Annotated in this window: 19 protein-coding genes and 1 other RNA gene; 15 read left to right on the forward strand and 5 right to left on the reverse strand. The window is 62.6% G+C overall.

The features are described from left to right. Positions 1-106 precede the first annotated feature (106 nt). Positions 107-1,657, reverse strand: a complete 1,551-nt coding sequence (locus tag HMPREF9697_RS19125) for a DUF4403 family protein (RefSeq protein WP_002718906.1) — start codon at positions 1,655-1,657, stop codon at positions 107-109. A 135-nt stretch (positions 1,658-1,792) separates the two neighbouring features. On the opposite strand from HMPREF9697_RS19125, the gene HMPREF9697_RS19130 reads away from it, so the two are divergent. Next, positions 1,793-2,959 carry an extensin-like domain-containing protein gene (locus HMPREF9697_RS19130; RefSeq protein WP_040308041.1) on the forward strand — a complete coding sequence of 389 codons (1,167 nt, stop codon included), beginning with the start codon at positions 1,793-1,795 and terminating at the stop codon, positions 2,957-2,959. A gap of 6 nt (positions 2,960-2,965) precedes the next feature. On the opposite strand, the gene HMPREF9697_RS19135 is transcribed toward HMPREF9697_RS19130, so the two are convergent. Further along, positions 2,966-3,196, reverse strand: coding sequence for a hypothetical protein (locus HMPREF9697_RS19135; protein WP_002718908.1), 231 nt, complete (start codon positions 3,194-3,196; stop codon positions 2,966-2,968). Between the two features lie 93 nt (positions 3,197-3,289). Continuing rightward, entirely contained in the window at positions 3,290-3,913 is a 624-nt protein-coding gene (locus tag HMPREF9697_RS19140) for a TetR/AcrR family transcriptional regulator (RefSeq protein WP_040308043.1), read from the reverse strand. 134 nt (positions 3,914-4,047) lie between these two features. Between HMPREF9697_RS19140 and HMPREF9697_RS19145 the strand changes: the two genes are divergently transcribed. The 3 genes from HMPREF9697_RS19145 to HMPREF9697_RS19155 all read left to right on the forward strand — a co-directional run bounded on the left by HMPREF9697_RS19145 (position 4,048) and on the right by HMPREF9697_RS19155 (position 9,171). Next, complete coding sequence (locus tag HMPREF9697_RS19145; protein ID WP_002718910.1) at positions 4,048-5,295, forward strand: HlyD family secretion protein; 1,248 nt, start codon at positions 4,048-4,050, stop codon at positions 5,293-5,295. Between the two features lie 30 nt (positions 5,296-5,325). After that, positions 5,326-6,912: a DHA2 family efflux MFS transporter permease subunit gene (locus HMPREF9697_RS19150; RefSeq protein ID WP_002718911.1), complete on the forward strand. Its 1,587-nt coding sequence runs from the start codon at positions 5,326-5,328 to the stop codon at positions 6,910-6,912. A gap of 450 nt (positions 6,913-7,362) precedes the next feature. Beyond that, a complete protein-coding gene (locus HMPREF9697_RS19155) occupies positions 7,363-9,171 on the forward strand; it encodes an ABC transporter ATP-binding protein (RefSeq protein WP_002718912.1) in 1,809 nt (602 codons plus the stop codon). A gap of 69 nt (positions 9,172-9,240) precedes the next feature. Here HMPREF9697_RS19155 and rnpB read toward each other — a convergent pair. Then, positions 9,241-9,665: RNase P RNA component class A (rnpB, locus tag HMPREF9697_RS20220), an RNA gene on the reverse strand. Positions 9,666-9,739: 74 nt separating this feature from the next. Next, positions 9,740-10,513: an N-acetylmuramoyl-L-alanine amidase gene (locus tag HMPREF9697_RS19160; RefSeq protein ID WP_002718913.1), complete on the reverse strand. Its 774-nt coding sequence runs from the start codon at positions 10,511-10,513 to the stop codon at positions 9,740-9,742. Positions 10,514-10,984: 471 nt separating this feature from the next. Between HMPREF9697_RS19160 and rsmH the strand changes: the two genes are divergently transcribed. The 11 genes from rsmH to murB all read left to right on the forward strand — a co-directional run bounded on the left by rsmH (position 10,985) and on the right by murB (position 24,337). Then, entirely contained in the window at positions 10,985-11,986 is a 1,002-nt protein-coding gene (gene rsmH, locus HMPREF9697_RS19165) for a 16S rRNA (cytosine(1402)-N(4))-methyltransferase RsmH (protein ID WP_002718914.1), read from the forward strand. Continuing rightward, positions 11,983-12,393 (forward strand): cell division protein FtsL, encoded by a 411-nt coding sequence (gene ftsL, locus HMPREF9697_RS19170; RefSeq protein WP_002718915.1) that lies wholly within the window; start codon positions 11,983-11,985, stop codon positions 12,391-12,393. Before rsmH ends, ftsL begins: the two co-directional genes overlap by 4 nt. Continuing rightward, complete coding sequence (locus HMPREF9697_RS19175) at positions 12,390-14,129, forward strand: peptidoglycan D,D-transpeptidase FtsI family protein (RefSeq protein ID WP_002718916.1); 1,740 nt, start codon at positions 12,390-12,392, stop codon at positions 14,127-14,129. The genes ftsL and HMPREF9697_RS19175 overlap by 4 nt, the downstream gene beginning before the upstream one ends. A gap of 75 nt (positions 14,130-14,204) precedes the next feature. Further along, positions 14,205-15,647, forward strand: a complete 1,443-nt coding sequence (locus tag HMPREF9697_RS19180; RefSeq protein ID WP_002718917.1) for a UDP-N-acetylmuramoyl-L-alanyl-D-glutamate--2,6-diaminopimelate ligase — start codon at positions 14,205-14,207, stop codon at positions 15,645-15,647. Beyond that, a complete protein-coding gene (locus tag HMPREF9697_RS19185; RefSeq protein ID WP_002718918.1) occupies positions 15,644-17,080 on the forward strand; it encodes a UDP-N-acetylmuramoylalanyl-D-glutamyl-2,6-diaminopimelate--D-alanyl-D-alanine ligase in 1,437 nt (478 codons plus the stop codon). Before HMPREF9697_RS19180 ends, HMPREF9697_RS19185 begins: the two co-directional genes overlap by 4 nt. 9 nt (positions 17,081-17,089) lie before the next feature. After that, positions 17,090-18,175, forward strand: coding sequence for a phospho-N-acetylmuramoyl-pentapeptide-transferase (gene mraY / locus HMPREF9697_RS19190; protein ID WP_002718919.1), 1,086 nt, complete (start codon positions 17,090-17,092; stop codon positions 18,173-18,175). A gap of 4 nt (positions 18,176-18,179) precedes the next feature. Further along, entirely contained in the window at positions 18,180-19,577 is a 1,398-nt protein-coding gene (gene murD, locus HMPREF9697_RS19195) for a UDP-N-acetylmuramoyl-L-alanine--D-glutamate ligase (RefSeq protein WP_002718920.1), read from the forward strand. Positions 19,578-19,655: 78 nt separating this feature from the next. Then, on the forward strand, positions 19,656-20,807 hold the full coding sequence (gene ftsW / locus HMPREF9697_RS19200; RefSeq protein ID WP_002718921.1) for a putative lipid II flippase FtsW: 1,152 nt from the start codon (positions 19,656-19,658) through the stop codon (positions 20,805-20,807). A 25-nt stretch (positions 20,808-20,832) separates the two neighbouring features. Beyond that, positions 20,833-21,933: an undecaprenyldiphospho-muramoylpentapeptide beta-N-acetylglucosaminyltransferase gene (murG, locus tag HMPREF9697_RS19205; RefSeq protein WP_002718922.1), complete on the forward strand. Its 1,101-nt coding sequence runs from the start codon at positions 20,833-20,835 to the stop codon at positions 21,931-21,933. Between the two features lie 77 nt (positions 21,934-22,010). Continuing rightward, positions 22,011-23,417 (forward strand): UDP-N-acetylmuramate--L-alanine ligase, encoded by a 1,407-nt coding sequence (gene murC / locus HMPREF9697_RS19210; RefSeq protein WP_002718923.1) that lies wholly within the window; start codon positions 22,011-22,013, stop codon positions 23,415-23,417. Then, positions 23,414-24,337, forward strand: a complete 924-nt coding sequence (gene murB / locus HMPREF9697_RS19215; protein WP_002718924.1) for a UDP-N-acetylmuramate dehydrogenase — start codon at positions 23,414-23,416, stop codon at positions 24,335-24,337. Before murC ends, murB begins: the two co-directional genes overlap by 4 nt. The last annotated feature ends 2 nt before the right edge of the window (positions 24,338-24,339 follow it).

Below are 24,339 nucleotides of genomic sequence, written 5' to 3' on the forward strand. Positions count from 1 at the left end.
CGGATGTGGCGTGATTGCTCTGATAATGTGGAAATATCATGTCATCGAAAACGGCTGCGGAGACAGGGATTTAGCTCCCCGGTCGCGATGATGGCAGCGCTACCGCTCAGAGTGACGGTAATTGGATGACGGTGACGTTGAGCGTGCCGGTCGCTTCAGCGACGACGCGCAGCGTCGAGGAATCGAAGGCGATTTCGCCGAGCCTCACGCTGGTCACGCGCGCATTCACCTTGGCGCCGTTCTGCTCGGTCTGAAGATCGCTGATGACGGCGGCAAGTTTTTGCTGCGCTCCGGACGATATCTGCTTCAGATCGATCGTCGCGTGCTCCTGCAGGGCCTGCTGCAGATACGGCGCAGAACGTTGCGCCAGAGCGCCGAACAGGCCGAAGGCGGCATCGGATGTGACGGCGACCGACAGATCGGTGAGGCGCAAGACCTGCGCATCCGCATCAAGCAAGGGGCGGCACCAGATTCGCACGGTGGCATCTGCGCCCAATCCGAACCAACTTGCCTTTTCCTTGGCATGCACCAGCAGCGACACCAGCAGCCGGTCGCCGCTGGCGTCGATGTCGACACTCTTGATGCGGACGGCGATCGCGCCATTGCCATCTTCCGGAAAGGTGCGACCTTTGAGACCGACTTCAGCGATCTTCGCGAGTTGCGCGAAAGGAATGTCGATCGGAACGCCGATGTTGACGCGCCCTTCGTTCAGCGCAGGCTGGATGTCGAGGGCGGCGGGGAAAGGACATTGTGGCGTCGTCTCGCGGTCGACGATCTTCGTTTCGGCCTCGAGGCCAACCGCGAGCCTCACCGCAGCGTTGTCGATCTGTGGTTGTGCCGCGATGGCTTTGACGGGCCGCATTTCGAGGAACAGCGGAGGCGTGCCCGGCGCAGGCGAGGGCAATGCGATCGATTTGCAGGCGCGCGCCCATTGCTGCTGCATCGCGCGGCGGAAGCTCTCATCATTGCGCAGCCGCTGCTGCAGGCGTCCGACCTGTTCGTTTACGGTCTTGTCGATGATCGGCTTTACTTGCGCGGGCACAGCGACCTTCGCGCCAGCAACGGACAGGCTGTTGTTGGTGAGCGCCACCTGGGCGGTGAGCTGCGGATCGAAGTGCCAGTCCGGCGTCAGGCGCGGTCGCGATGTCGCTGTCGCGCTGCCGGTGATTGCCGCGTTGGCATTAACCGACTTGATGGAGATGTTGCCGAGCTTCTGCGCGGTCTTTGCGCCGAACAGATTCCCGAGCGCATTGTTGAGTGGCGTGCCCGCGGCGGTGGAGAGCGAGCCGGTAACGGTGAGCTTTCCGTTCAGCGGCGTGGATATATTCAGCGCATTCTGTTCGCCACTTGCCGTGATGGCGCCACGCGTGATGTGCCAGTCGATATCGGCATTGGTGAGAATTTGACTTGCCGGATTGTCGGCCTTGCCGCCGAAGTCGCGCGGTGCAGAGCGATCGAGCGCAGATGCGATCACGGTGAGTGGAATCGTCACCGGTGCGATGAATTCGGAACGGCGTGTCGCGGGCGGTAGCGGCGGCAGCTTGACGAGCGTGGGTTTTGCTGCACGGGGCGGCCACATCCAGTCCATTGCCTCGAGGCTGATGAAGAATGAGCCAATCAGAATCAGGGTCGCAGCCGCGAGGGATTTGAAGCGCATGATGTTGAAGCCTTGCGGCCGTTGCTGATTGAAAGGATCCGTTCGCAGCGGGCTGCGGAACGCCCATCGTGGTTAAAAGAAAATGAAAAGCAAGGCGTTGATAAGTCCTTAAGTTTATTCACCGACTCTGCGCGCATGGCACGTGGAGTAAGTTTGTATCTCGTCGGCTCCCTTGCCCTCGTCTCTCTAGCAGGTTGCGGCCGTGGTTTCTTTCAAACCGCAGAGCGCGAGCCCTGGCGAGCCGAGGCGGAACAGGCATGCCTGAAGACTGGAGACGTCAAGGAAAGTGCGGAGGTCGTACGCATCAGTCCGATTTCCGGACCCGGAGTTTGTGGCGCGGAATTTCCTCTGAAAGTCAGTGCTCTCGGCGAAGCCAACAGTTCGCTCGGTTATGCCGACGATCTGAGGCCTCCCGGTTCGATCGCAGGTCAGCCGCGATGGCCGGTTTCGCAACCGTCGCCATCGTACCAACAGCCACGCCCGAGCTATTCATCCGCGCCCAACGGCTACGTGCCATCCGGCCAGCCGGTGCCTCTGAATGCGCAGGTGACGTCACCGTCCGATCGTGAGGACGACATGGCGCATGATGAGGGCGTGCACACTCATCCGGCAGGTTCGCCTGCGCCCTATCAGCAGGGTGTGCAACAGCCGCCGCCTTATTCGCAGCCGCGTCTCGGCCCCGTCGGTAATCCGGTATCATCCTTCGGGCCGGTTGGGTTGAAACCTGCCGCGACGCTTGCGTGTCCGATCGTGTCGGCGCTCGATCACTGGATCGCGGAAGCCGTGCAACCGGCTGCGATGCGCTGGTTCGGTGTGCGCGTGGTCGAAATCAAACAGATCTCGGCGTATTCGTGCCGCGGTATGAATGGCAATCCCAACGCGCATATTTCGGAGCATGCGTTTGGCAACGCGCTCGACGTCGCGGGATTCACGCTGGCCGATGGGCGCTACATCTCAGTGCAGAACGGCTGGAAGGGGCTGCCGGAAGAGCAAGGTTTCATGCGCGATGTGCAGGGTGCTGCGTGCCAGCGGTTCAACACCGTGCTCGCGCCGGGCGCCAACGTCTATCACTACAATCACATTCACGTCGATCTGATGCGTCGCGCGAGCGGACGCGTGATCTGCAAACCAGCGGCGGTGTCGGGCGAGGAGATCGCGGCGCGTGTGGGCGGCCGCAGCTACGCCAACCGCGATACCGGAATCACCGGATCGATCGGGCAAAAGGTGCGCCGCGCGTTCGCGCACGGGCCGCTGTCGAAAGAAGATCGCGATACGATCGAGGATGAAAGCCGTATCAGGTAGTGCGGCTCAAGGCCCGAATTGAATCATATTTCGGATCATCATCGTGGTCGGTGGCACGATGACGGGCGCGACCTGTGGCTCGGTCTGCGTCATCTCGGCCTGAGAGTAGCCTCCCAGCATAAGGTTGATGGCTACAGCCGTGATAAATGCCGCCACGAAGATGGCCAGGAATTCTGACCATTTCAGCGGTTTCGTCGGTTCTTCTTGCAAACGTCTGTGAGGCAAATTGTGAGGCATGTTCAATACTAATTCAGGTTCGTGCTCATTTGCAGAGCGGGTATTTTTGAATTCCTAGAAACTAGACAGTGTGACCGGCGCGAGCCGGTCCGGTCAGTGGCGGTAGGCCGCAAGGAACATGCGGACTCCACTGGCCACCACCTCCGCGATGCGCTCGCTGCTTGGCGCGGGCGTCACCTGGAAGATAAAGGGCAGAAACAGGCCGGCCTGGCATGACAGCATGAACTGCGCGGCCGCCAGATCGCAGTCCGGGATTTCAAGCACGCCGTCCGCCACCTGGGTCTTCAGATATTCTGCGAGCTTGCCAAGCCATGATGCCGGGACATGCTCGTAATAGCGACGGCCAAGCTCGGGCATGCGCTCGGCGATAGCCATCATGGTACGGATGGTGGAACCGCCAGTCGGGCGGCACAGCATTTCCATATAGCTTTGGCCGAATTTCTTCAACGTCGTCTCGACATCTTCGGCCGGATCGATGACGAGCTTGGTGATGCCCTGGTCGCGCAACTCGCAAGTGACGATGGCGCCGAAGAGGGCGAGTTTGTCGGCGAAATAGACGTAAAGGGTGCCCTTGGATACGCCGGCCGCCTTGGCGATCTCGCCCATGCTGGCGGCATCGAACCCCAGTTCCCGGAACACCTTGCGCGCACCCTCGACGATCTGGCGGCGCTTGGCGCTGTCCTCGTCGTTGGCGGGAAGGGGCTGGGTCGGAATCATGGGTCCAATTTTATCCATTTAATGGGGCACTCGCAAAAAGTTGTTCTCCTGAGCCTTTCCTACTATTGACCGAACGGTTCGGTCAATAGTAAATAAGCGCTGACCGAACCGTTTGGTCAATGAAAGGCTCCCAGATGGCCCCTCGTGAGCAATCTGCCGTCCGCAAGGCTGAAACCGACGCGAATGACACGGATGAAGGCGCAACGCCTGCATCAGGTTCTCCCGCGCGTCCCCGGTTGGAGGATGTGACCGCACGCCGCACCAAGGAAAGCCCCGACACCGTAGCCGATGCCCCGGCTGCGACGGGCTCTCGTTGGGCGCGGCTTGGCCGCCGTCAGAAAATCTTCGCGGGTTTAGGAGCCGTGGCCGTGATCGCGCTGGCCGCGTTCGGTACCCATTATTTTCTGGTCGGCCGTTACATGATCTCGACCGACGACGCCTATGTCCGCGCCAACAACACGATGCTCGGTGCGCGCGCGTCCGGCTATCTCGCCAAGATTGCGGTGGGCGACAACACCGAAGTGAAGGCCGGCGATCTTTTGTTCCAGATCGATGATGGCGATTACAAAATTGCAGTCGATAACGCCCGCGCCAAGATCGCGACGCAGGAAGCCACCATCAAACGCATTGCTCGTCAGGCGGTCGCGCAACAGAGCGCAGTGGAGCAGGCGCAGGCGCAACTCGAATCCACGCAGGCTGCGGCCAAGCGTGCCGAAGCCGATTATGTTCGCCAGAGCCAGTTGAGCGAGAAGGGTTTCGCCTCGAAGGCGACCTTCGACCAGTCGCTTGCGACCCGCGATCAGAGCAATGCCTCGGTGCAGGGTGCGCAGGCCAATCTTGACGCCGCGCAGGCGCAGATCGACGTCATCAAGGCGCAGCAGGCCGAAGCCGAGGGTCAGCTTGGCGAATTGAAGACCGCATTGGCGAAGGCCGAGCGCGATCTGTCCTTCACCACCATTCGCGCACCGATCGACGGCGTGTTCTCCAACCGTCTCGTCAACGAAGGCGACAATATTTCGGTGGGCCAGCGTCTCGCCAACGTGGTGCCGTTGGACGACGTGTATATCGACGCCAACTTCAAGGAAACACAGCTCGCGCGCATCCGGCCGGGCCAGCCGGTCTATATCAGCGTCGACGCTGTGAAGGGCCGCGACATCGTCGGCACCGTCGAGAGCCTGTCGCCCGCGTCGGGCTCGGTGTTCACGCTGCTGCCGCCGGACAATGCCACCGGCAATTTCACCAAGATCGTGCAGCGCCTGCCGGTGCGCGTGCGCGTACCGAAAGCTATCGCGCATGAAAACCTGCTGCGGGCGGGCATGTCCGTCGTGGTTGACGTCGATACCCGGCAGTCCGCCAAGCAGGCCCTTGCCAAGGTCGAATAAAAGGCGGGGCAATCCCCGCGGAGTTCGCGCATGAGCGCAACAGCTGGCACCGTAGGATCGATACCAGTCGCCACACCCGCTTCGGAGACAGTGGCGCCGCGCCGCATGATCGCGTTCCTGATCATGATCTTCGGCATGTTCATGTCGATCCTGGATATTCAGATCGTTTCGGCGTCGCTCGCAGAAATCCAGGCAGGCCTGTCGGCCTCCGCGACCGAAGTGTCGTGGGTGCAGACCGCCTATCTGATCGCCGAGGTGATCGCGATCCCGCTGTCGGGATTTTTGTCGCGCGCCTTCGGCACGCGGCTGTTGTTCGCGATCTCGGCGGCGGGCTTCACCGTGTCGAGCTTCATGTGCGGCCTGACCTCGACCATCGACGAGATGATCTTGTGGCGCGCGGTGCAGGGCTTTCTCGGCGCGGGCATGATCCCAACCGTGTTCGCCTCCGCCTATACGGTGTTTCCGCGCAGCAAGCTGTCGATCGTCACCCCTGCGATCGGCCTCGTCGCGACGCTCGCGCCGACCATTGGCCCGACTGTCGGCGGCTACATCACCGATGCCGCGTCATGGCACTGGCTGTTCTTCATCAACGTGGTGCCGGGTATCGCGGTGACGCTCGGCGTGCTGGCGCTGGTCGATTTCGACCAGCCGAATTTCGCGCTGCTGGATCATTTTGACTGGTTCGGTTTCGCTGCGATGGCGGGTTTCCTCGGCTCGCTCGAATATGTCCTGGAGGAGGGGCCGCAATATCAGTGGTTCGAAGACGAGTCGGTCGCGATCATGGGCGTCGTCTGCGTCATCTCGACGGTCGCATTCTTCTACCGGGTGCTGACCGCGAAGGAGCCGATCGTTGATATCCGCGCCTTCACCAACCGGAATTTTGCGATCGGCAGTATCTTCTCCTTCTGCGTCGGCATCGGCCTGTACGGCATGACCTATGTCTACCCGCGCTATCTGGCCGAGATTCGCGGCTATAACCCGCTGATGATCGGCGAGACCATGTTCGTCTCGGGCCTTGCGATGTTTCTGACCGCGCCGCTGGTCGGGCGGTTGATGAACAAGGTCGATCCGCGTTACATGATCGGAACGGGTCTGCTCATCTTCGCGCTCAGCACCTGGCAGATGACGTGGATCACCTCGCAATACGACTTCTACGAACTGCTGTGGCCGCAGATTTTCCGCGGGCTCGGCATCATGCTGGCGATGATTCCGGTGAACAACATCGCGCTCGGCACCCTGGCGCCGGAGCGCATGAAGAACGCGTCCGGCCTGTTCAATCTCACCCGCAACCTCGGCGGTGCGGTGGGGCTTGCGCTCATCAACACGGTGCTGAACGATCGTACGGATCTTCACATCTCTCGCCTGCATGACGTGGTGAATTGGGGCAACGCCAGCGCAGTCGACATGCTGAACTCGCTGACGCAACGCTTCCAGGGCTATGGCGATGCGCAATTGATGGCGCTGAAGGTGCTGTGGCAACGGGTGCATCAGCAGGCATCGGTGATGGCCTACGCCGATGCGTTCTATCTGCTGACGATTTTCTATATCGGCTTGAGCCTGCTTGTTGTCATGGTGAAACGGCCAAAACCCGGCGCCGGAGCGGGCGAGGCCCACTAAACGCGACCTGATATGGCGAAAGGTCCGGTGCAATTGTGCCGGACCTTTCCTTTCGGAAGGGATGGATTTTCTGGCTGCGACAACCATCGATGGCCGTGCACAGTTGAAAAATTGCCGCAATTGATTGGCACAAGGTGTGCTCGCTTTATGTTGCCGCATACTCAAACGTGGGAGGATCGCATGGTACGGAATTTCGCTTTGATCGCGCGTCCTCCGCTCATGGGCATTCGCGGTGCAGCCTTCGGTATCCCGCTCGGTTAACCCCGCGGTCCACCGAATGTAGCCGCCCCGTCGGCTTCATTATTGAAGCTAATCGCGGTCGCGGGTGTTCGGGCTCTTCAGCCCGTCTCGTTCGTCTTCAAAACTGAATTTCAGGGCATCGGGTCGCGCACATGCGCGTCGTCGCCTGTTTCCATGGAGCCGGTCTGCGGGAAGCAGCCGGAGTCTGTCATGACTTTACATCGCAAGAATGAAAAGAAATCCGCGCTCGGTGCGGTCCTGCCGTTCGTTTTCGGCCATTGGCGAAACCAGCCGCTGCGCGCAGCTATCGTGTGTGGGGGCCTGATCGGCGAAACGGTTGCGGATGTCTTCATGCCGTTGTTTGCAGGACGTCTGGTCGACGCGGTAACCCTTGGCCTCACCAACCGCGAGGCTGCGCAACAGGGAGCGTGGGTTGCGTTCGGTGCCATCGTGGCACTGGGCCTTGTCGCGCTTCTTTTGCGCTTCATTGGATTGCAGGCCATCGTACCATTCACGCTGCGCATCATGTCCGATGTTGCGCGGGAGGCGTTCCTGCGCGTGCAGCGCTTTTCAACCGATTGGCATGCCAACAGCTTTGCGGGATCGACCGTCCGCAAGGTCACCCGTGGCATGTGGGCGCTCGATCTTCTCAATGACACGTTGCTGATGGCGTTGTTGCCGTCGCTGGTTGTGCTGGTGGGATCGACCATCCTGCTGGGATGGCACTGGCCGGTGCTTGGCGCGGTGATCGCGTTCGGTTCAATCATCTATATCGCGATGACTGCACTCCTCACGACCCGATACATCGCGCCGGCGGGACGATTGTCGAATGCCTGGGACACCAAGGTGGGCGCGACGCTCGCCGATGCTCTGACCAGCAACGCGGTCGTCAAGTCGTTCGGCGCGGAGCAGCGTGAGGACGCGCGCTTGGCAGAGGTCCTGCGCCGCTGGCGCCGCCGTGCCAACAGAACCTGGTTCCGCTACAACTATGTGGGAACGGTGCAGCTTGTCGTGCTGCTTGGCATGCGGGCTTCGGTGATCGGCGGTGCATTGCTGTTGTGGGCGAATGGCCGTGCATCGGCTGGTGACATCACCTATGTGCTGGCCAGCTATTTCGTCATCCACGGTTACCTCGCGGATATCGGCCAGCACATCAACCACCTCCAGCGATCGGTGAACGACATGGAGGAGCTGGTCGCGATCCACAACGAGCCGATCGGTATTGCCGATGCGTCTGATGCTGTGCCGATCAAGGTCAGCGGTGGCGGTATCGTGTTCGACAACGTGACGTTTCACTATCGCGGGCACGATACGCCGCTCTATGACCGGCTGTCGGTCAATATCAGGCCTGGCGAGCGTGTTGGCCTCGTCGGCCGCTCCGGATCGGGCAAGACGACGTTCGTCAAGCTGGTGCAACGTCTTTACGATGCGACCGACGGTCGTATTTTGATCGACGGTCAGGACGTGACAAAGGCGACGCAGCAGTCGTTGCGCAATCAGATCGCGATTGTGCAGCAGGAGCCGATCCTGTTTCACCGCTCGCTCGCGGAGAACATCGCCTATGGCCGGTCCGGCGCTAGTCTGGCTGAAATCGAGGAGGCGGCGCGACTCGCCAATGCGCACGACTTCATCATGCGTTTGCCCAAGCGTTACGAAACGCTGGTTGGTGAGCGTGGTGTCAAGCTGTCGGGCGGCGAGCGTCAGCGTGTGGCGCTGGCACGGGCCTTCCTGGCTGATGCGCCGATTCTGATTCTCGACGAGGCGACATCGAGTCTCGATTCGGAGTCGGAAGCGCTGATCCAGGAGGCGATGGACCGGTTGATCGAAGGGCGCACCGCCATCGTGATCGCACACCGTCTGTCGACCGTGCGCAGCCTGGATCGGATTCTGGTGTTCGATCATGGCCGGATTGTCGAAGAGGGAACGCACGCCACGCTCACGCAGCGTCCCGACGGCATCTATCGTGGCCTGTTCGAACGGCAGGTGCTCGATCTGGATCGCATGGTCGCTGCGGAGTAGGCCTGCAACTGGTGAGGGGCCCGGTGTATTTCACCGGACCCCTCATTGTTCGCGCCAAGTGACGCGACGGATGTCAGCCAGCCTGTAAGCCGGGTTCTGTAGGGCCTGAATGGTTTGCACCACGCAGACGTGACGGCCATTCCTCTGGGACGCGGATTGCTCCGCGCCTCTAGCAACCTACCCGGACGGCGGGCTCGACATCGCCCCGCGGAGTTATCGTCCGGAGACGAACTGTCCGCTACGCCATCCCTATTCGGTCTTGCTCCCGGTGGGGTTTGCCATGCCGTTGCCGTTGCCGGAAACGCGGTGCGCTCTTACCGCACCTTTTCACCCTTACCCGCACCCCCTTGCGGCGGCGGGGCGGTTCGTTCTCTGTGGCACTTTCCCTGAAGTCGCCTTCGCCGGACGTTATCCGGCACCGTATGTCGATGGAGCCCGGACTTTCCTCCCTTGCGACCTTTCGATCCTGCAAGAGCGGCCGTCCGGCCGACTGACACCGACCACATGGCGGTTTCGCCTACCGGCGTCAAGCCGCGCGGTTCGAAGAGGGAGAGGCGCTCGGGCCGGCTCAGGCGACCTTGGAGGTGTCCGGCAGCGTTTCGAGCAGGTTCTGCAGCGTCGTCAGCGTCGACTGATCCGCGATGCCGTCGACGCGCTCGGGCCGGAAATGGCGCTGGAATGCCGCCACCCCATCCATCGTGACGCCATCATACTGGCCGGTCGGCAGCACGTTGTAGCCATAGCGGAGAAGCGCGCGCTGCAGCGCCATGATTTCCTCGCTCCTGGTGCCGAGGAGCTTGCGGTCGCCGTGTGCGATCGGTGCGGGTTCGACCCAGTGGCCGACGCCGGAATCGGCCAGCAACCGCCACGGGAATTTCTCGCCCGGATCCTTCTTGCGTGCGGGCGCAACGTCCGAATGCCCCAGCACGCGATGTTTAGGCACCTTCCGCCGCAACATGATGCCCTTGCATAACGCGATCACGGCGGCGACCTGCCGTAAGGGAAAATCCGGATAGCCGAGGTCATGGCCGGGATTGACGATCTCGATACCGATCGAGGCGGAATTGATGTCGCTGTCACCCGCCCAGGCTGAAGTGCCAGCATGCCAGGCGCGCTGGGATTCCCGGACGCACTGGATGATATTGCCGTCTTCCATCACGATATAATGCGCGGAGACTTCGGTGCCGGCGGTGCACAGTCGCTTCAGCGCGGTCGAAGCATCCGACATGCCCGTGTAGTGCAACAGGATCATATCGGGCTCGCGCCCGGCCTTGCGGTCATTGAAATTCGGAGACGGTCGTACGTCGAAGACGACGGACGAATCCGGAGTAAAGCTCATCATGTCGACTTGCGATCCGAGGGGGGATGCCAGCCGTTCGCGATGTGCGGCGATTCCGGCAGATGCGAACGACTCAAGCGACATGTGACAACCAAACGAGGCAAGACCACGACGTCCTTAACGGTACCGTCCTCGCAACGCGCGGCGCAATCTGCGGGTTCCCCTTATCCACATCCGCGCTGAATTGATGGTGGAACGCCGATCGACGATCATCGTGACGGTCATCAACCATTCCTTAACGATAATTACCGCTACTGAAGGGTGAAGAACCGCGTCCGATTTGTACCCAATCGCGGTTCCCCGGTGCGCTCGACCTATGGCAAATCCCCGCCATCCAGACGGAACTCCGCTCATGACGACGCTTGGCCAGCGCGGGCTTCCGGCGGGCAAACCGTCGCGCGTGTGCATGGAAACACGTGGGCGTTTCGACCGTTATGGTGCAGGAACCAATGGGTTCCGGGTGAGGAGTGCGGCATGAGCAACGCCGATTCCCGCCATATCTCCGTTCTCGGCCGCGAAGCGGTGGAGTTCCTCGCGCCGCACGGCGGCGGCGTTTATGTTGACGCGACGTTCGGTGCAGGCGGCTACAGCAAACGCCTCCTCGACATCGCGGGCACGCGTGTGATCGGCATTGATCGCGATCGCACGGCAATCGCCGAAGCGTTCAATCTGGTTGAACGGGCGGAGGGCCGCCTCACGCTGGTGCAGGATCGTTTTTCCAATCTTGCTGACGTGTGCGCTGCGGAAGGCGTACCGCAGGTCGATGGCATCGTGATGGATATCGGCGTCTCGTCGATGCAACTCGACCGTGCCGAGCGCGGCTTCTCGTTCCGTCATGACGGCCCGCTCGACATGCGCATGGGACAGGATGGAGCGAGCGCCGCCGATGTGGTCGCGGCGGCTTCGGAAAAGGACCTCGCCAACATCATCTATATTTTCGGTGAGGAGCGGCACTCCCGCGCGGTGGCGCGCGCCATCGTCAAGGCGCGGCAGGAGAAACCGATCGCCACCACCAAGGCGTTGGCCGATATCGTATCGAGCGTCGTGCGCGCGCGTCCCAATGAAATTCATCCCGCGACCCGGACGTTTCAGGCGCTGCGGATTTTCGTCAATGAGGAACTCGACGAGCTCCAGACTGCGCTGCATGCCTCCGAGAGCGCGCTCAAGCCGGGCGGACGGCTGGTCGTCGTGACCTTTCATTCGCTGGAAGACCGCATCGTCAAGAATTTCCTCGCGTCGCGCGCGAAGCAAAGCGGCGGCTCGCGCCATCTGCCCGAGGTCGAACAGGCTGCGCCGAGCTTCGAGATTCTGACCAAGCGCCCGGTGGTCGCCAACGACAACGAGACGGCCGTCAACCCGCGCGCCCGCTCGGCCAAGCTGCGCGCGGCTGAGCGTACCGCCAACGCCTCGCACCACGAGGATACGACATTCGACTGGCCGACATTACGCTCGGTGATGAAGGGGGGGCGGTCTTGAGGATCATCCACTTCCTCGTCATCTGCGCGCTGGTGATATCGGCGGCTTACGTCTATCGCATCAAGATGGACTCGACGGTGCGCACCGAGCGCGTGCTGCGGCTGCGTGCCGATATCCGCGAGGAACGCAACAAGATCGCTGCGCTGCGTGCGGAATGGGCCAAGCTGTCCTCGCCTGCACGGTTGCAGGGACTGGTGGAGCGCCACACCCAGCTTCGGCCGGTCGACGCCAATCAATTCGATGCTCTGAAGAACCTGCCGGCGCGGCCGCCGAGCTTCATCAAGCCGAACGATCCCGATCCGATCGGCGCGATGATTGATGTCGTGAGCCCGGACGAGGCGACGGGCTCTATTCCGGCGCCGGTTTCTGCGCCATCCGCACCTGTAGCGACGGAGGGCGCGCAATGAGCGACAGCGCTTCCGCGACACCGGCCGAGCCGTTCCGCCAGCGGCTGATCCGCAAGTTGCTGTATGGCAATGTCGACCGCGCTGCCAAGGCGCGCGCGCGCGTCGGACTTGCGATGCTGGCGTTCACGGCGGTCTTTGCAATCATCGCGCTGCGACTCGTGATGTATGGCGTGATGGGTGACACCCATGGTGGTCGCCGTGGTGGCGCTCAGGATGCGGTTGCGACCGCACGGCCAGACATTCTGGATCGCAACGGCGAAATTCTTGCGACCGACGTCAAGGCTCCTTCGCTTTATGCCGAGCCACGCAAGCTGATCGACAAGGACGAGGCGATCGAACTCCTGACCGCGACACTGCCGGATCTCGATCCCGGCGAAGTGCGCGACCGGCTGTCGTCGCGCAAGGGCTTCGTCTGGCTCAAGCGCGAGCTGACGCCGAAGCAGCAGCATGATGTCTTCAAGCTCGGCCTGCCGGGCGTTGGCTTCCTGCGCGAGAACAAGCGCGTCTATCCGACCGGCCGCGACGTCTCCCACCTGATCGGCATCGTCAATATCGATAATCAGGGTATTGCCGGTATGGAGAAGTGGCTCGATGGCAACGGTCTCGCCGATCTGCATCGGGCGGGCTTTGCTACCGATCGCCAGCAGGAGCCGATCGAACTGGCAGTCGACCTGCGCGTCGAGCACGCGCTGCGCGACGAGCTGATGAAGGCCAAGGAAAAATTCCGCGCCAAGGCGGCGTCAGGCATCGTCAGCAACGTCAGGACCGGCGAGATCGTTGCGATGGTGTCGCTGCCCGATTTCGACCCGAACAATCCGAAGGAAGCCAACGATCCCGATCGCATCAACCGTCTGACCACCGGCGTGTATGAGATGGGCTCGACCTTCAAGGCGTTCACGCTGGCGATGGCGCTGGATTCCGGCAAGACCACGCTGAACTCGATGTGGGATACGCGCACGCCACTGCAGTATGGTCGCTTCCGGATTCACGACGACCATCCGCTTGGCCGTGCGATCAATACCAAGGAGGTCTTTACCTATTCCTCCAACATCGGCGCCGCTCGCATCGCGCTGTCGCAGGGCATCGAGGCACACAAGGCGTTTCTCGCCAAGATGGGCCAGTTGACACGGCTGCGCACCGAACTGCCGGAAAGCGCGTCGCCGATCCTGCCGCGGCATTGGGGCGAGTTGAACACCGTGACCATCGCCTTCGGTCACGGCATCGCGGTCGCGCCGCTGCAGGCGGTGATGGGTATCGATGCGCTGGTCAACGGCGGCTATCTCATTCCGCCGACCTTCCTCAAGCGCACCGAAGCGGACGCGATGAAGCTCGCCAAGCGGGTCATCAAGCCGGAAACCAGCGACAAGATGCGTTTCCTGATGCGCCTCAACGCCGAGGTTGGCACCGCGCGCAAGGCGGACGTGGCGGGCTATTATATCGGTGGTAAGACCGGAACCGCCGAGAAGGTCATCAATGGCCGCTATGCCAAGAAGAAGGTGCTGAACGCGTTCACCGCGATCATGCCCGCCGACAATCCACAATATCAGTTGCTTGTCATGCTGGACGAGCCGCAGGCGCTGCCCGAGACCCATGGATTCATCACTTCGGGCTGGAACGCCGTGCCGACTGGCGGCAAGGTGATCGCGCGAATCGCGCCGCTTCTGGGAATCAAGCCGCGTTTCGATTTGCCGCCGTCCGACCGCCTTATTCTTGCGACATCGAGGGAGAATCGGTAAGCGCATCGGGCTGCCGCCCGTCTTCGGCTGGAGGCGTGGATTTGACATCCGCTACTCTCGGACCACCAGGACCCCATGAGACTACGCGAACTTTTCAGCGGTGATACCACTTTTGACCCGCAAACGGGTGGGCTTGCGGTGGCGGGGCTTGCTGCGGACAGCCGCACGGTGAAGCCGGGCGATGTGTTCTTTGCGCTCGGCGGCAGCAAGACCGACGGTGCGCGTTTCATTGGGGCCGCCGTCGCGGCCGGGGCCATCGCGGTCGTGGCCGGTCATCCTCGTTCTGCCTCTGTCCCTGTCATCGTGACATCAAATCCGCGCCGGGCGCTGGCGCTTGCAGCGGCGGCCTTCTATCCGCGCCAGCCGCAGACCGTTGCGGCCGTGACTGGCACCAGCGGCAAGACCTCGGTTGCTGCCTTCACGCGGCAATTGTGGGAGAGCCTTGGCCATGACGCCGCGAGCCTCGGCACCATCGGCATCGTTTCGCGCCACCGCAATGTCTACGGCTCGCTGACGACGCCCGATCCGGTGGCGCTGCATCGCGTGCTCGATGAACTGGCAGGCGAGGGCGTGACGCATCTTGCGCTTGAAGCCTCATCGCATGGCCTCGACCAGCATCGGCTCGATGGCGTGCGGGTCACTGCGGCTGCCTTCACCAATCTGTCGCGCGACCATATGGATTATCATCCGACCGTCGAGCATTATCTCGCGGCGAAGCTGCGGCTGTTCACGGACCTTGCGCCTGAGGGCGGACCTGCGGTGATTGCCGCCGATCATGAGCATTCCGCTGCAGTGATCGCCGCGGCTCGTGCGCGCAAGCTCGACGTCATGAGTGTCGGGCGGCACGGCGAGGGCATCCGGCTTGTCGACGCTGCGATCGACGGCTTCGGGCAGAGGATGACGATTGAACATCAAGGGCAGACGTATCGGTTACGCCTGCCGCTGGTCGGCGAATTCCAGATCGAGAATGCGCTGGTTGCCGCCGGTCTTGTCATCGCGACCGGTGGCGACGCGGCGAGGGCGTTCGCGGCACTGGAAAAGCTGGAAGGCGCTAAGGGGCGGCTGGAATTGATTGGCGAGCGCAACGGCGCGCCGGTGTTTGTTGACTACGCCCACAAGCCCGATGCGCTGATGAAGGCGCTCGAGGCGCTGCGGCCTTACGCGAGGGGCCGCCTCGTCGTAGTGTTCGGAGCGGGCGGTGATCGCGACGCGGGCAAGCGGCCTCTGATGGGCGCCATCGCTGCGCAACACGCCGATGCGGTGATCGTCACCGATGACAATCCGCGTAGCGAAAAGCCTGCCGCGATCCGTGCCGAGATTTTGACGGCTGCAAAGGGTGCGACAGAGATCGGCGACCGGGCGGAAGCGATCCGCTCCGCTGTCGCCTCGCTCCAGCCCGGCGACGTGTTGCTGATCGCGGGCAAGGGACACGAGACCGGGCAGATCGTGGGAGACAAGGTGTTGCCGTTCAGCGATCACGAAGCAGCGTCCGCTGCGTTGGCGGAGCATGCCGCATGACGAAGCCCCTGTGGACCATTGCCGCGATGGCGGAAGCGATGAAGGCGGAACGCGTCGGTGCCTTGCCGGAGGGCATCACCGGCATTTCCATTGATAGCCGCACCATCGTGCCGGGCGAAGCCTATTTCGCCATCAAGGGCGACGTGCATGACGGTCACGATTTCGTCGAGGCCGCGTTGAAGAACGGCGGCGGGGTCGCGGTGATCGCGCAGTCGCATCGCGCGCATTTTTCCGATGGCCTGCCGTTGCTGGTGGTGCCGGACGTGCTCGAAGGTCTTGTCGATCTCGCGAAAGCCTCGCGGGCCCGCTCGCATGCGAAAATCATCGCGGTGACGGGATCGGTCGGCAAGACCTCGACCAAGGAAGCGCTGCGTACGGTGTTGCAGGGGCAGGGCGAAACCCATGCCTCGGCGGCATCCTTCAATAATCATTGGGGCGTGCCGCTGTCGCTCGCGCGGTGCCCGTCGAGCGCGCAGTTCGCGATCTTCGAGATCGGTATGAACCATGCAGGCGAGATCGAACCGCTGGTGAAACTGGTGCGTCCGCATTTTGCGATCATCACCACGGTCGAGCCGGTGCACCTCGAATTCTTCGCCGGTGTCGAAGCGATTGCCGACGCCAAGGCGGAAATCTTCACGGGACTTGAGCCGGATGGCGCGGCGATCCTCAATATCGACAATTCGCAGTTCGCACGTCTGCGCGACAAGGCGAAGGCCTATGGCGTCTCCCGCATCGTGACGTTCGGCGAGGACGCCAAGGCGGATGCGCGCCTGCTTGATGTCGCGCTGCACGGCGAATGTTCCGCCGTCCATGCGAACCTGCTTGGCCACGATGTCACGTATAAAGTCGGCGTGCCGGGACGACATATGGCGATGAACTCGCTCGCGGTGCTTGCGACGACGACGCTTGCCGGGGCCGATCTCGCTTTGTCGGCGCTGGCGCTTGCAGACTTTCGTCCCGCCGCCGGGCGCGGCGTTCGCCAGATGCTCGAACTTCCGGGCGGAACAGCGACGCTGATCGACGAAAGCTATAACGCCAATCCGGCCTCGATGACTGCGGCCATGACCGTGCTCGGCCAGACCGCTATCGGTCCGCAAGGTCGTCGGATCGCGGTTCTTGGCGACATGCTCGAACTCGGCCCGAAGGGCGAGGAACTTCATGCCGGCCTCGCGACGTCGGTCGCGGCCAATAAAGTCGATCTGGTGTTTTGTTGCGGTCCCCTGATGCGTGCCTTGTGGGATGCCCTTCCCTCGGCGAAGAAGGGGGGCTATGCCGAGACATCGGCAAAGCTGGAATCACAGCTCGTTGCGGGAATTCGCGCGGGCGATGCGATCATGGTGAAGGGGTCGCTCGGCTCGCGCATGAAACTGATTGTGACCGCGCTTGAGAAGAATTTTCCGAGTGGCGCGGATGCTGACGATCTCACGGTATAGGCGGTTTGCATGTTTTATTGGTTGACCGATCTCGCAGGCACGATTCCGGGCATCAACGTCTTTCGCTACATCACCTTCCGCACCGGCGGCGCGATGGTGACCGGCGCGCTGTTCGTGTTCATGTTCGGCCCCTGGATCATCGATCATCTGCGGCTCGCGCAGGGCAAGGGTCAGCCGATCCGTGTCGATGGCCCGCCGACGCACCTCGTCACCAAGAAGGGCACGCCGACCATGGGCGGGCTGATGATCCTCTCAGGTCTCGTGGTCGCGACGCTGTTGTGGGCTAATCTGCGCAACCCCTATGTGTGGGTGGTGCTGATGGTCACGCTCGGCTTCGGTTTTGTCGGCTTCTATGACGACTATCTGAAAGTCACCAAGCAGACCCACGCCGGATTTTCAGGCCGGTCGCGCCTTGCGGTGGAAGGGCTGATTGCTCTGCTCGCCTGCGCCGCCATCGTCTGGTCGGCGCGCGATGCTTCAGTGACGCAACTCGGTATCCCCTTCGCCAAGGATTTCGCCTTCAACCTTGGCTGGTTCTACGTGATCTTCGGCGGCTTCATCATCGTCGGCGCAGGCAACGCGGTGAATCTTACCGATGGTCTTGACGGCCTCGCTATCGTGCCGGTGATGATCGCGGCGGCGAGCTTCGGCATGATCTCCTATCTCGTCGGCAACGCGGTGTTCTCCGAATACCTGCAGATCCGTTACGTCGCGGGCACCGGCGAACTCGCGGTGCTGTGCGGCGCGGTGCTCGGCGCGGGACTGGGCTTTCTGTGGTTCAATGCGCCGCCCGCTTCGATCTTCATGGGCGACACCGGTTCGCTCGCGCTTGGCGGCATGATCGGCAGCATCGCGGTCGCGGTGAAGCACGAGATTGTGCTCGCCGTGATCGGCGGCCTGTTCGTATTCGAGGCGCTGTCGGTGATCGTGCAGGTCGCATCCTTCAAGCTGACCGGCAAGCGCATCTTCCGTATGGCGCCGATCCATCATCATTACGAGCAGAAGGGCTGGACCGAACCGCAGATCGTGATCCGCTTCTGGATCATCGCGGTAATGCTGGCACTCGCCGGTCTGTCCACGCTGAAATTGCGGTGAGCACATGATTCCCGTCACCTGTTTTGAGGGGCAGACCATTGCCGTGTTCGGTCTCGGTGGTTCGGGTCTCGCCAGCTGCCATGCCCTGAAAGCGGGCGGTGCAGAAGTCATCGCAGGTGATGACAGCCCGGAACGGTTGGCGCAGGCCGCGAAGTCGGGTTTCATCACGGCCGATCTGCGCAGCGTCTCGTGGGAGAATTTCGCGGCCCTCGTGCTGACGCCGGGAGTGCCGCTGACTCATCCGGCACCGCACTGGACTGTCGAGATGGCGCACAAGGCGGGCATCGAAGTAATCGGCGATGTAGAACTGTTCTGCCGCGAGCGGCGGCGTCACGCGCCGAGTGCGCCGTTCGTCGCGATCACCGGCACCAACGGCAAGTCCACCACGACGGCGTTGACGGCGCATCTGATGCGCGAGGCGGGATTCGACGTGCAGATGGGCGGCAATATCGGCACCGCGATCCTGTCGCTGGAGCCGCCCGCGGCTCGGCGTGTGCACGTCATCGAGATGTCGTCATACCAGATTGATCTCACGCCATCGCTCGATCCGAGCGTCGGTATCCTGCTCAACGTTACGGAAGATCACATCGATCGCCACGGCACCATCGAGAACTACGCCGAGGTGAAGGAGCGGCTCGTTGTCGGCGTGCAGCGCGGCGGCACGGCGATCGTCGGTGTCGATGACGATTTCAGCGCCAAGGCGGCACGCAATGCGGAGCAGGCGGGCAAGCATGTCGTCACCGTCTCGGTGCAACGCAGGCTTGAGAACGGAGTGTTTCTCGATGGCGAAATCATCGTGCGGGGATCAGCGGGAGGCACCGCCAAGCTGGTCGATCTGCACGGCATCGGTTCGCTGCGGGGGCGACACAATGCGCAGAACGCAGCCTGCGCGGCGAGCGCCGCGCTCGCGCTCGGCGTGCCGTTCGATGTGGTGCAGCGGGGACTGCGCAGCTTTCCCGGTCTCGCTCATCGCATGGAGCAAGTCGGACGCAAGGGCGATGTGCTGTTCGTCAATGATTCCAAGGGCACCAACGCCGATGCGGCGGCCCGTGCGCTGTCCTCCTTCAGCGACATTTACTGGATTGCCGGCGGCAAGCCGAAAACCGGCGGCATCGAATCCCTGCGCGAATTCTTCCCGCGCATTCGCAAGGCCTATCTGATCGGCGAGGCGGCGCAGGAGTTCTCCGAAACGCTCAAAGACGTGCCGCAGGAAATGTCGGGCACGCTCGACGTCGCCGTGCCGCATGCCGCACGCGATGCGGAGGCGGCTGGCGGCAATGCCGTGGTGCTGCTGTCGCCGGCCTGCGCCTCGTTCGACCAGTTCCCCAATTTCGAGGTGCGGGGCGACCATTTCCGCAAGCTGGTGATGGCGCTTCCCGGCATAGCGCCGGTGAAGCCGTAAAAGTTTTTACACCTCGTTAACCCTCCCGAAACCATGATCGGCGACCAATGGCGGATAACCGCCTGAAGGACTGCCGCCATGATGTCACGCGAACAACGCACGCCCCTGAGCGAGTGGTGGTGGACCGTCGACAAGCTGTTGCTGGCGGCGATCATGGCACTCATCCTGGCGGGTGTGATCCTGTCGCTGGCGGCAAGCCCGCCGGTCGCGACCCGCATCGGCCTCGATCCGTTTCATTTTTTTAATCGCCACGTTCTGTTTTTGGTGCCGTCGATTATCGTGATGATCGGGACATCGTTCCTGTCGCCGAAGCATGTTCGCCGTAGTGCGCTGATCGTTCTGGCGCTGAGCATGGCGCTGATTGTGGCGACGCTGCTGTTCGGCCCCGAGGTGAAGGGTGCACGGCGCTGGATCACCATCATCGGCGTCAACATTCAGGCGTCAGAAGCCGCCAAGCCTGCGTTCGTCGTCGTGGTGTCGTGGCTGTTCGCGGAATCGACACGGCGCCCGGAAATGCCCGCGACGTCGATGGCGCTGGCGCTGCTCGTCATGTTGCTGACGCTTCTGGTGCTTGAGCCGGATTTCGGCCAGACCATGCTGATGGCGACCGTGTGGGGCGCGCTGTTCTTCATCGCCGGCATGCGGATGGTGTGGGTGTTCGGCCTTGCCGGCGTCTCTGCTGTGGGACTTTTTACGGCCTACCTCACGGTGCCGCATGTCGCCGCGCGCATTCAGCGATTCATGAATCCGGCCTCCGGCGACACCTTCCAGGTCGATCTCGCGGCCGACTCTTTCATGCAAGGCGGCTGGTTTGGTCAGGGACCGGGCGAGGGTACCGTGAAACGGTTGCTGCCGGATAGCCATACCGACTTCGTGTTTGCGGTCGGCGCGGAGGAATTCGGCATCGTGCTGTGTCTCGCGCTGCTCTCGCTGTTTGCCTTCATCGTGCTGCGCTCGCTGTCGCGCGCCTATGCGAGCGAGGATCTGTTCACGCGCTTCGCCGCGTCCGGACTTGCCATCATGTTCGGCACCCAGGCGTGCATCAACATGGCGGTGAACCTGCATCTGATGCCCGCCAAGGGTATGACATTGCCGTTCATCTCCTATGGTGGCTCATCGATGGTGTCGCTGGCTTATGGCGTCGGGATGTTACTGGCACTGACGCGGCAGCGGCCGACCGTCGGGATAGATTCGATGGGCGCTGCGAACGCGGTGCGCGCCTACGCCTGAGCGCACGATATGATATGATGGCGCGATGACTGAATCCCCCCTCATATTGCTCGCCGCTGGCGGCACCGGCGGACATCTGTTCCCTGCCGAAGCGCTGGGCGCCGTGCTGATGAAGCGCGGCTATCGCGTGCGCCTCGTCACCGACGAACGCGCCATGCGCTACAGCGGCCTGTTTTCCAGTGACATGATCGACGTGGTGCCGAGCGACACCGTGCGCGGGCGTAATCCGCTGTCGCTTGCGCGTACGCTGGCGATGCTGTCGGCGGGCGCGGCCAAGGCGGCATTGCTGATCCGTAAATTGAAGCCAGCCGCCGTCGTGGGCTTCGGTGGTTACCCGACGTTGCCGCCGCTGATGGCGGCAAAGATGCTCGGCGTACCGGCTCTCATTCACGATTCCAACGCGGTGCTTGGCCGCGCCAATCGCCTGCTGTCGTCGCGCGTCAATGCGATTGCGACCTCGCTGCCGGGTGTGCTGGATCGCGATCCCGCACTTGCCGCCAAGGCGACGACCACCGGCACGCCGATGCGTTCGAACATCCTGGCGGCTGCTGCGGTGCCTTATGCTGCGCCGGAGCGCGCGGGATCATTCCGCTTGCTCGTGGTCGGCGGCAGTCAGGGCGCGCGCGTGATGTCGGACATCGTGCCCGGCGCGATCGAGCAGTTGGAGCCTGCGTTATGGAACAGGCTGTCGCTGATCCAGCAGGTGCGCGAGGAGGACATGCCGCGGGTTCGCGCGGTCTATGAGCGCCTCAAGATTCAAGCGGAACTGGCGCCGTTCTTCAGCGACCTGCCGTCCCGGCTGGCGGCGAGCCACCTCGTGGTGTCGCGCTCCGGCGCGGGCACGGTCGCCGAGCTTGCGGCCATCGGCCGGCCTTCGATTCTGGTCCCGCTGCCGGGCGCCATCGATCAGGACCAGTTCGCCAATGCCGGTGTGCTGGTGGACGCAGGCGGCGCGATCCGGATTCCGCAATCCGAATTCACGCCGACACGGCTCGCCGCGGAAATTTCCGCACTGGCGGCGGAACCGCAACGGTTGGCCGAGATGGCCGCGAATGCGCGCAAAACGGGGCGGCTGGACGCCGCCGATCGGCTGGCCGATCTGGTCGTGAAAGTCGCCGGAATCTAGCGTTCCGAGGCCGATTTAACCCTTGTCAGGGACCGCCGAAGCAAGGCATCCAAGAGGGCTATGACAAGGATATTTGCATGAGACTGCCGCGCGAAATCGGGCCTATTCACTTCGTCGGTATCGGCGGCATCGGCATGAGCGGCATCGCCGAGGTGCTGTGTAATCTTGGCTACACCGTGCAGGGCTCGGACGCTGCCGAAAATGCCAACGTCGTGCGGCTGCGCGATAAGGGCATCAAGGTGTCGGTCGGCCACAAGGCGGAGAACGTCAACGGCGCGGATGTGCTGGTCGTCTCCACCGCAATCAAGCGCGCCAATCCCGAATTGATGGCGGCGCGCGCGCAGCGCATTCCCGTGGTGCGCCGTGCGGAAATGCTCGCCGAACTGATGCGGCTGAAAAGCTGCATCGCTATCGCCGGAACCCACGGCAAGACCACCACGACCTCGATGGTTGCGACGCTGCTCGATGCAGGTGCCCTCGATCCGACCGTCATCAACGGCGGCATCATCAACGCGTACGGCACCAACGCGCGGCTCGGCGAGGGCGAGTGGATGGTGGTGGAGGCCGACGAGAGCGACGGCACGTTCCTGAAACTGCCGGTCGATGTCGCCATCGTTACCAATGTCGACCCCGAACATCTCGATCACTTCAAGACGTTTGAGGCCGTGCAGGAAGCCTTCCGGCATTTCGTCGAGGGCGTGCCGTTCTACGGCTTCGCGGTGATGTGCATCGATCACGCCGTGGTGCAGGCGCTGGTCGGCAGGATCGAGGATCGCCGCATCATCACCTACGGCGAAAATCCGCAGGCCGATGCGCGGCTGGTCGATTTGCACCCCTTTACGGGTGGTTCGAAATTCAAGGTCGAAATCCGCCGCCGCAAGGCGGGCCCGGCGCATGTCATTTCCGATCTGGTGCTGCCGATGCCGGGCCGCCACAACGCGCTCAATGCGACGGCGGCGATCGCGGTCGCGCACGAGATCGGCATGACGGACGAGGCCATCCGTAAGGCGCTCGCGGGCTTCGGTGGGGTCAAGCGGCGCTTCACGCGCACCGGCGAATGGAACGGCGTCACGGTCATCGACGATTACGGCCACCATCCGGTGGAGATCGCGGCGGTGCTGAAGGCGGCGCGCGACTCGACCAAGGGTCGGGTGATAGCCGTGGTGCAGCCGCATCGCTTCACGCGGCTGCAATCGCTGTTCGAGGAGTTCTGTACCTGCTTCAACGACGCCGATGCCGTGATCGTCGCCGATGTCTATCCGGCAGGTGAGGCACCGATCCCCGGCATCGATCGCGATTCCTTCGTGCTCGGCCTGCGCGCGCATGGCCATCGCGAGGTGATCCCATTGGAGGGCGCGTCGCAATTGGCCTCCATCGTGCGCCGCATCGCGCAACCGGGCGATTTCGTCGTCTGTCTCGGCGCGGGCAGCATTTCGCAATGGGCCTACGCGCTGCCGGGTGAACTGAAGGCGCTCGACAAGTGAGCTTCCCGGATATCAGCGCCGATCTGAAAGCTGCGATGCCCGATTTGCGCGGGCGTCTGCTTGCCAATGAATCGCTGGGTCCGCTGACATGGTTTCGCGTCGGCGGTCCGGCGCAGGTTCTGTTCACACCGGCGGATGAGGACGATCTCGCATATTTCCTCAATCATCTGCCGGCGGAGATTCCCGTCTACGTCATCGGCGTCGGCTCGAATCTGATCGTGCGCGATGGCGGTGTGGAAGGCGTCGTCATTCGCCTGTCTCCGCGCGGCTTCGGTTCTGTCATGGCGGAAGGTGACACGGTTCGTGCGGGCACCGCGGCGCTCGACAAGCGCGTGGCGGAAGCGGCGGCCGCAGCGAATATCGGCGGGCTCGAATTCTATTTCGGCATTCCCGGCTCGATCGGCGGTGCGTTGCGCATGAATGCGGGCGCCAACGGCGGTGAGACCAAGGACGTCCTGGTCGAGGCGCGTGGTGTCGCGCGCAGCGGCGACAAGGTGACGTTCAGCAATGCAGAGATGAAGTTTGTCTATCGCAGCCACGGCGTCGATCCCTCGATCATCTTCACCTCGGCGCTGTATCGCGGCATCATCACTGACCCAGAAGCGATCCGTGCACGCATGAATGACGTGCAGCAGCATCGCGAAACCGCGCAGCCGATCCGCGAGAAGACCGGCGGTTCGACCTTCAAGAATCCGCCGGGTCACAGCTCATGGAAGCTGATCGATGCGGCAGGCATGCGCGGCTTCCGCGTCGGCGGCGCGCAAGTCTCGGAGATGCACTGCAACTTCCTCATCAATACCGGCGATGCCACGGCCAGCGATATCGAGACGCTGGGCGAGACGGTGCGTGAGCGCGTAAAGGCGCAGTCCGGCATCGAACTGCACTGGGAAATCAAGCGGATCGGCGTTCCTGCGAAGTAACT

Source organism: Afipia felis ATCC 53690 (assembly GCF_000314735.2).
Lineage (GTDB): Bacteria > Pseudomonadota > Alphaproteobacteria > Rhizobiales > Xanthobacteraceae > Afipia > Afipia felis.

What these genes read in the sequence shown, in the direction of transcription:
- HMPREF9697_RS19175 (WP_002718916.1), top strand. Translation starts at nt 12,390, where the DNA reads ATGAGCGACAGCGCTTCCGCGACACCGGCCGAGCCGTTCCGCCAGCGG.
- HMPREF9697_RS19145 (WP_002718910.1), top strand. Translation starts at nt 4,048, where the DNA reads ATGGCCCCTCGTGAGCAATCTGCCGTCCGCAAGGCTGAAACCGACGCG.
- rsmH (WP_002718914.1), top strand. Translation starts at nt 10,985, where the DNA reads ATGAGCAACGCCGATTCCCGCCATATCTCCGTTCTCGGCCGCGAAGCG.
- murD (WP_002718920.1), top strand. Translation starts at nt 18,180, where the DNA reads ATGATTCCCGTCACCTGTTTTGAGGGGCAGACCATTGCCGTGTTCGGT.
- HMPREF9697_RS19155 (WP_002718912.1), top strand. Translation starts at nt 7,363, where the DNA reads ATGACTTTACATCGCAAGAATGAAAAGAAATCCGCGCTCGGTGCGGTC.
- HMPREF9697_RS19185 (WP_002718918.1), top strand. Translation starts at nt 15,644, where the DNA reads ATGACGAAGCCCCTGTGGACCATTGCCGCGATGGCGGAAGCGATGAAG.
- mraY (WP_002718919.1), top strand. Translation starts at nt 17,090, where the DNA reads ATGTTTTATTGGTTGACCGATCTCGCAGGCACGATTCCGGGCATCAAC.
- murG (WP_002718922.1), top strand. Translation starts at nt 20,833, where the DNA reads ATGACTGAATCCCCCCTCATATTGCTCGCCGCTGGCGGCACCGGCGGA.
- murC (WP_002718923.1), top strand. Translation starts at nt 22,011, where the DNA reads ATGAGACTGCCGCGCGAAATCGGGCCTATTCACTTCGTCGGTATCGGC.
- HMPREF9697_RS19135 (WP_002718908.1), bottom strand. Translation starts at nt 3,196, where the DNA reads ATGCCTCACAATTTGCCTCACAGACGTTTGCAAGAAGAACCGACGAAA.
- ftsW (WP_002718921.1), top strand. Translation starts at nt 19,656, where the DNA reads ATGATGTCACGCGAACAACGCACGCCCCTGAGCGAGTGGTGGTGGACC.
- HMPREF9697_RS19140 (WP_040308043.1), bottom strand. Translation starts at nt 3,913, where the DNA reads ATGATTCCGACCCAGCCCCTTCCCGCCAACGACGAGGACAGCGCCAAG.
- HMPREF9697_RS19180 (WP_002718917.1), top strand. Translation starts at nt 14,205, where the DNA reads ATGAGACTACGCGAACTTTTCAGCGGTGATACCACTTTTGACCCGCAA.
- HMPREF9697_RS19130 (WP_040308041.1), top strand. Translation starts at nt 1,793, where the DNA reads ATGGCACGTGGAGTAAGTTTGTATCTCGTCGGCTCCCTTGCCCTCGTC.
- HMPREF9697_RS19150 (WP_002718911.1), top strand. Translation starts at nt 5,326, where the DNA reads ATGAGCGCAACAGCTGGCACCGTAGGATCGATACCAGTCGCCACACCC.
- HMPREF9697_RS19125 (WP_002718906.1), bottom strand. Translation starts at nt 1,657, where the DNA reads ATGCGCTTCAAATCCCTCGCGGCTGCGACCCTGATTCTGATTGGCTCA.
- HMPREF9697_RS19160 (WP_002718913.1), bottom strand. Translation starts at nt 10,513, where the DNA reads ATGATGAGCTTTACTCCGGATTCGTCCGTCGTCTTCGACGTACGACCG.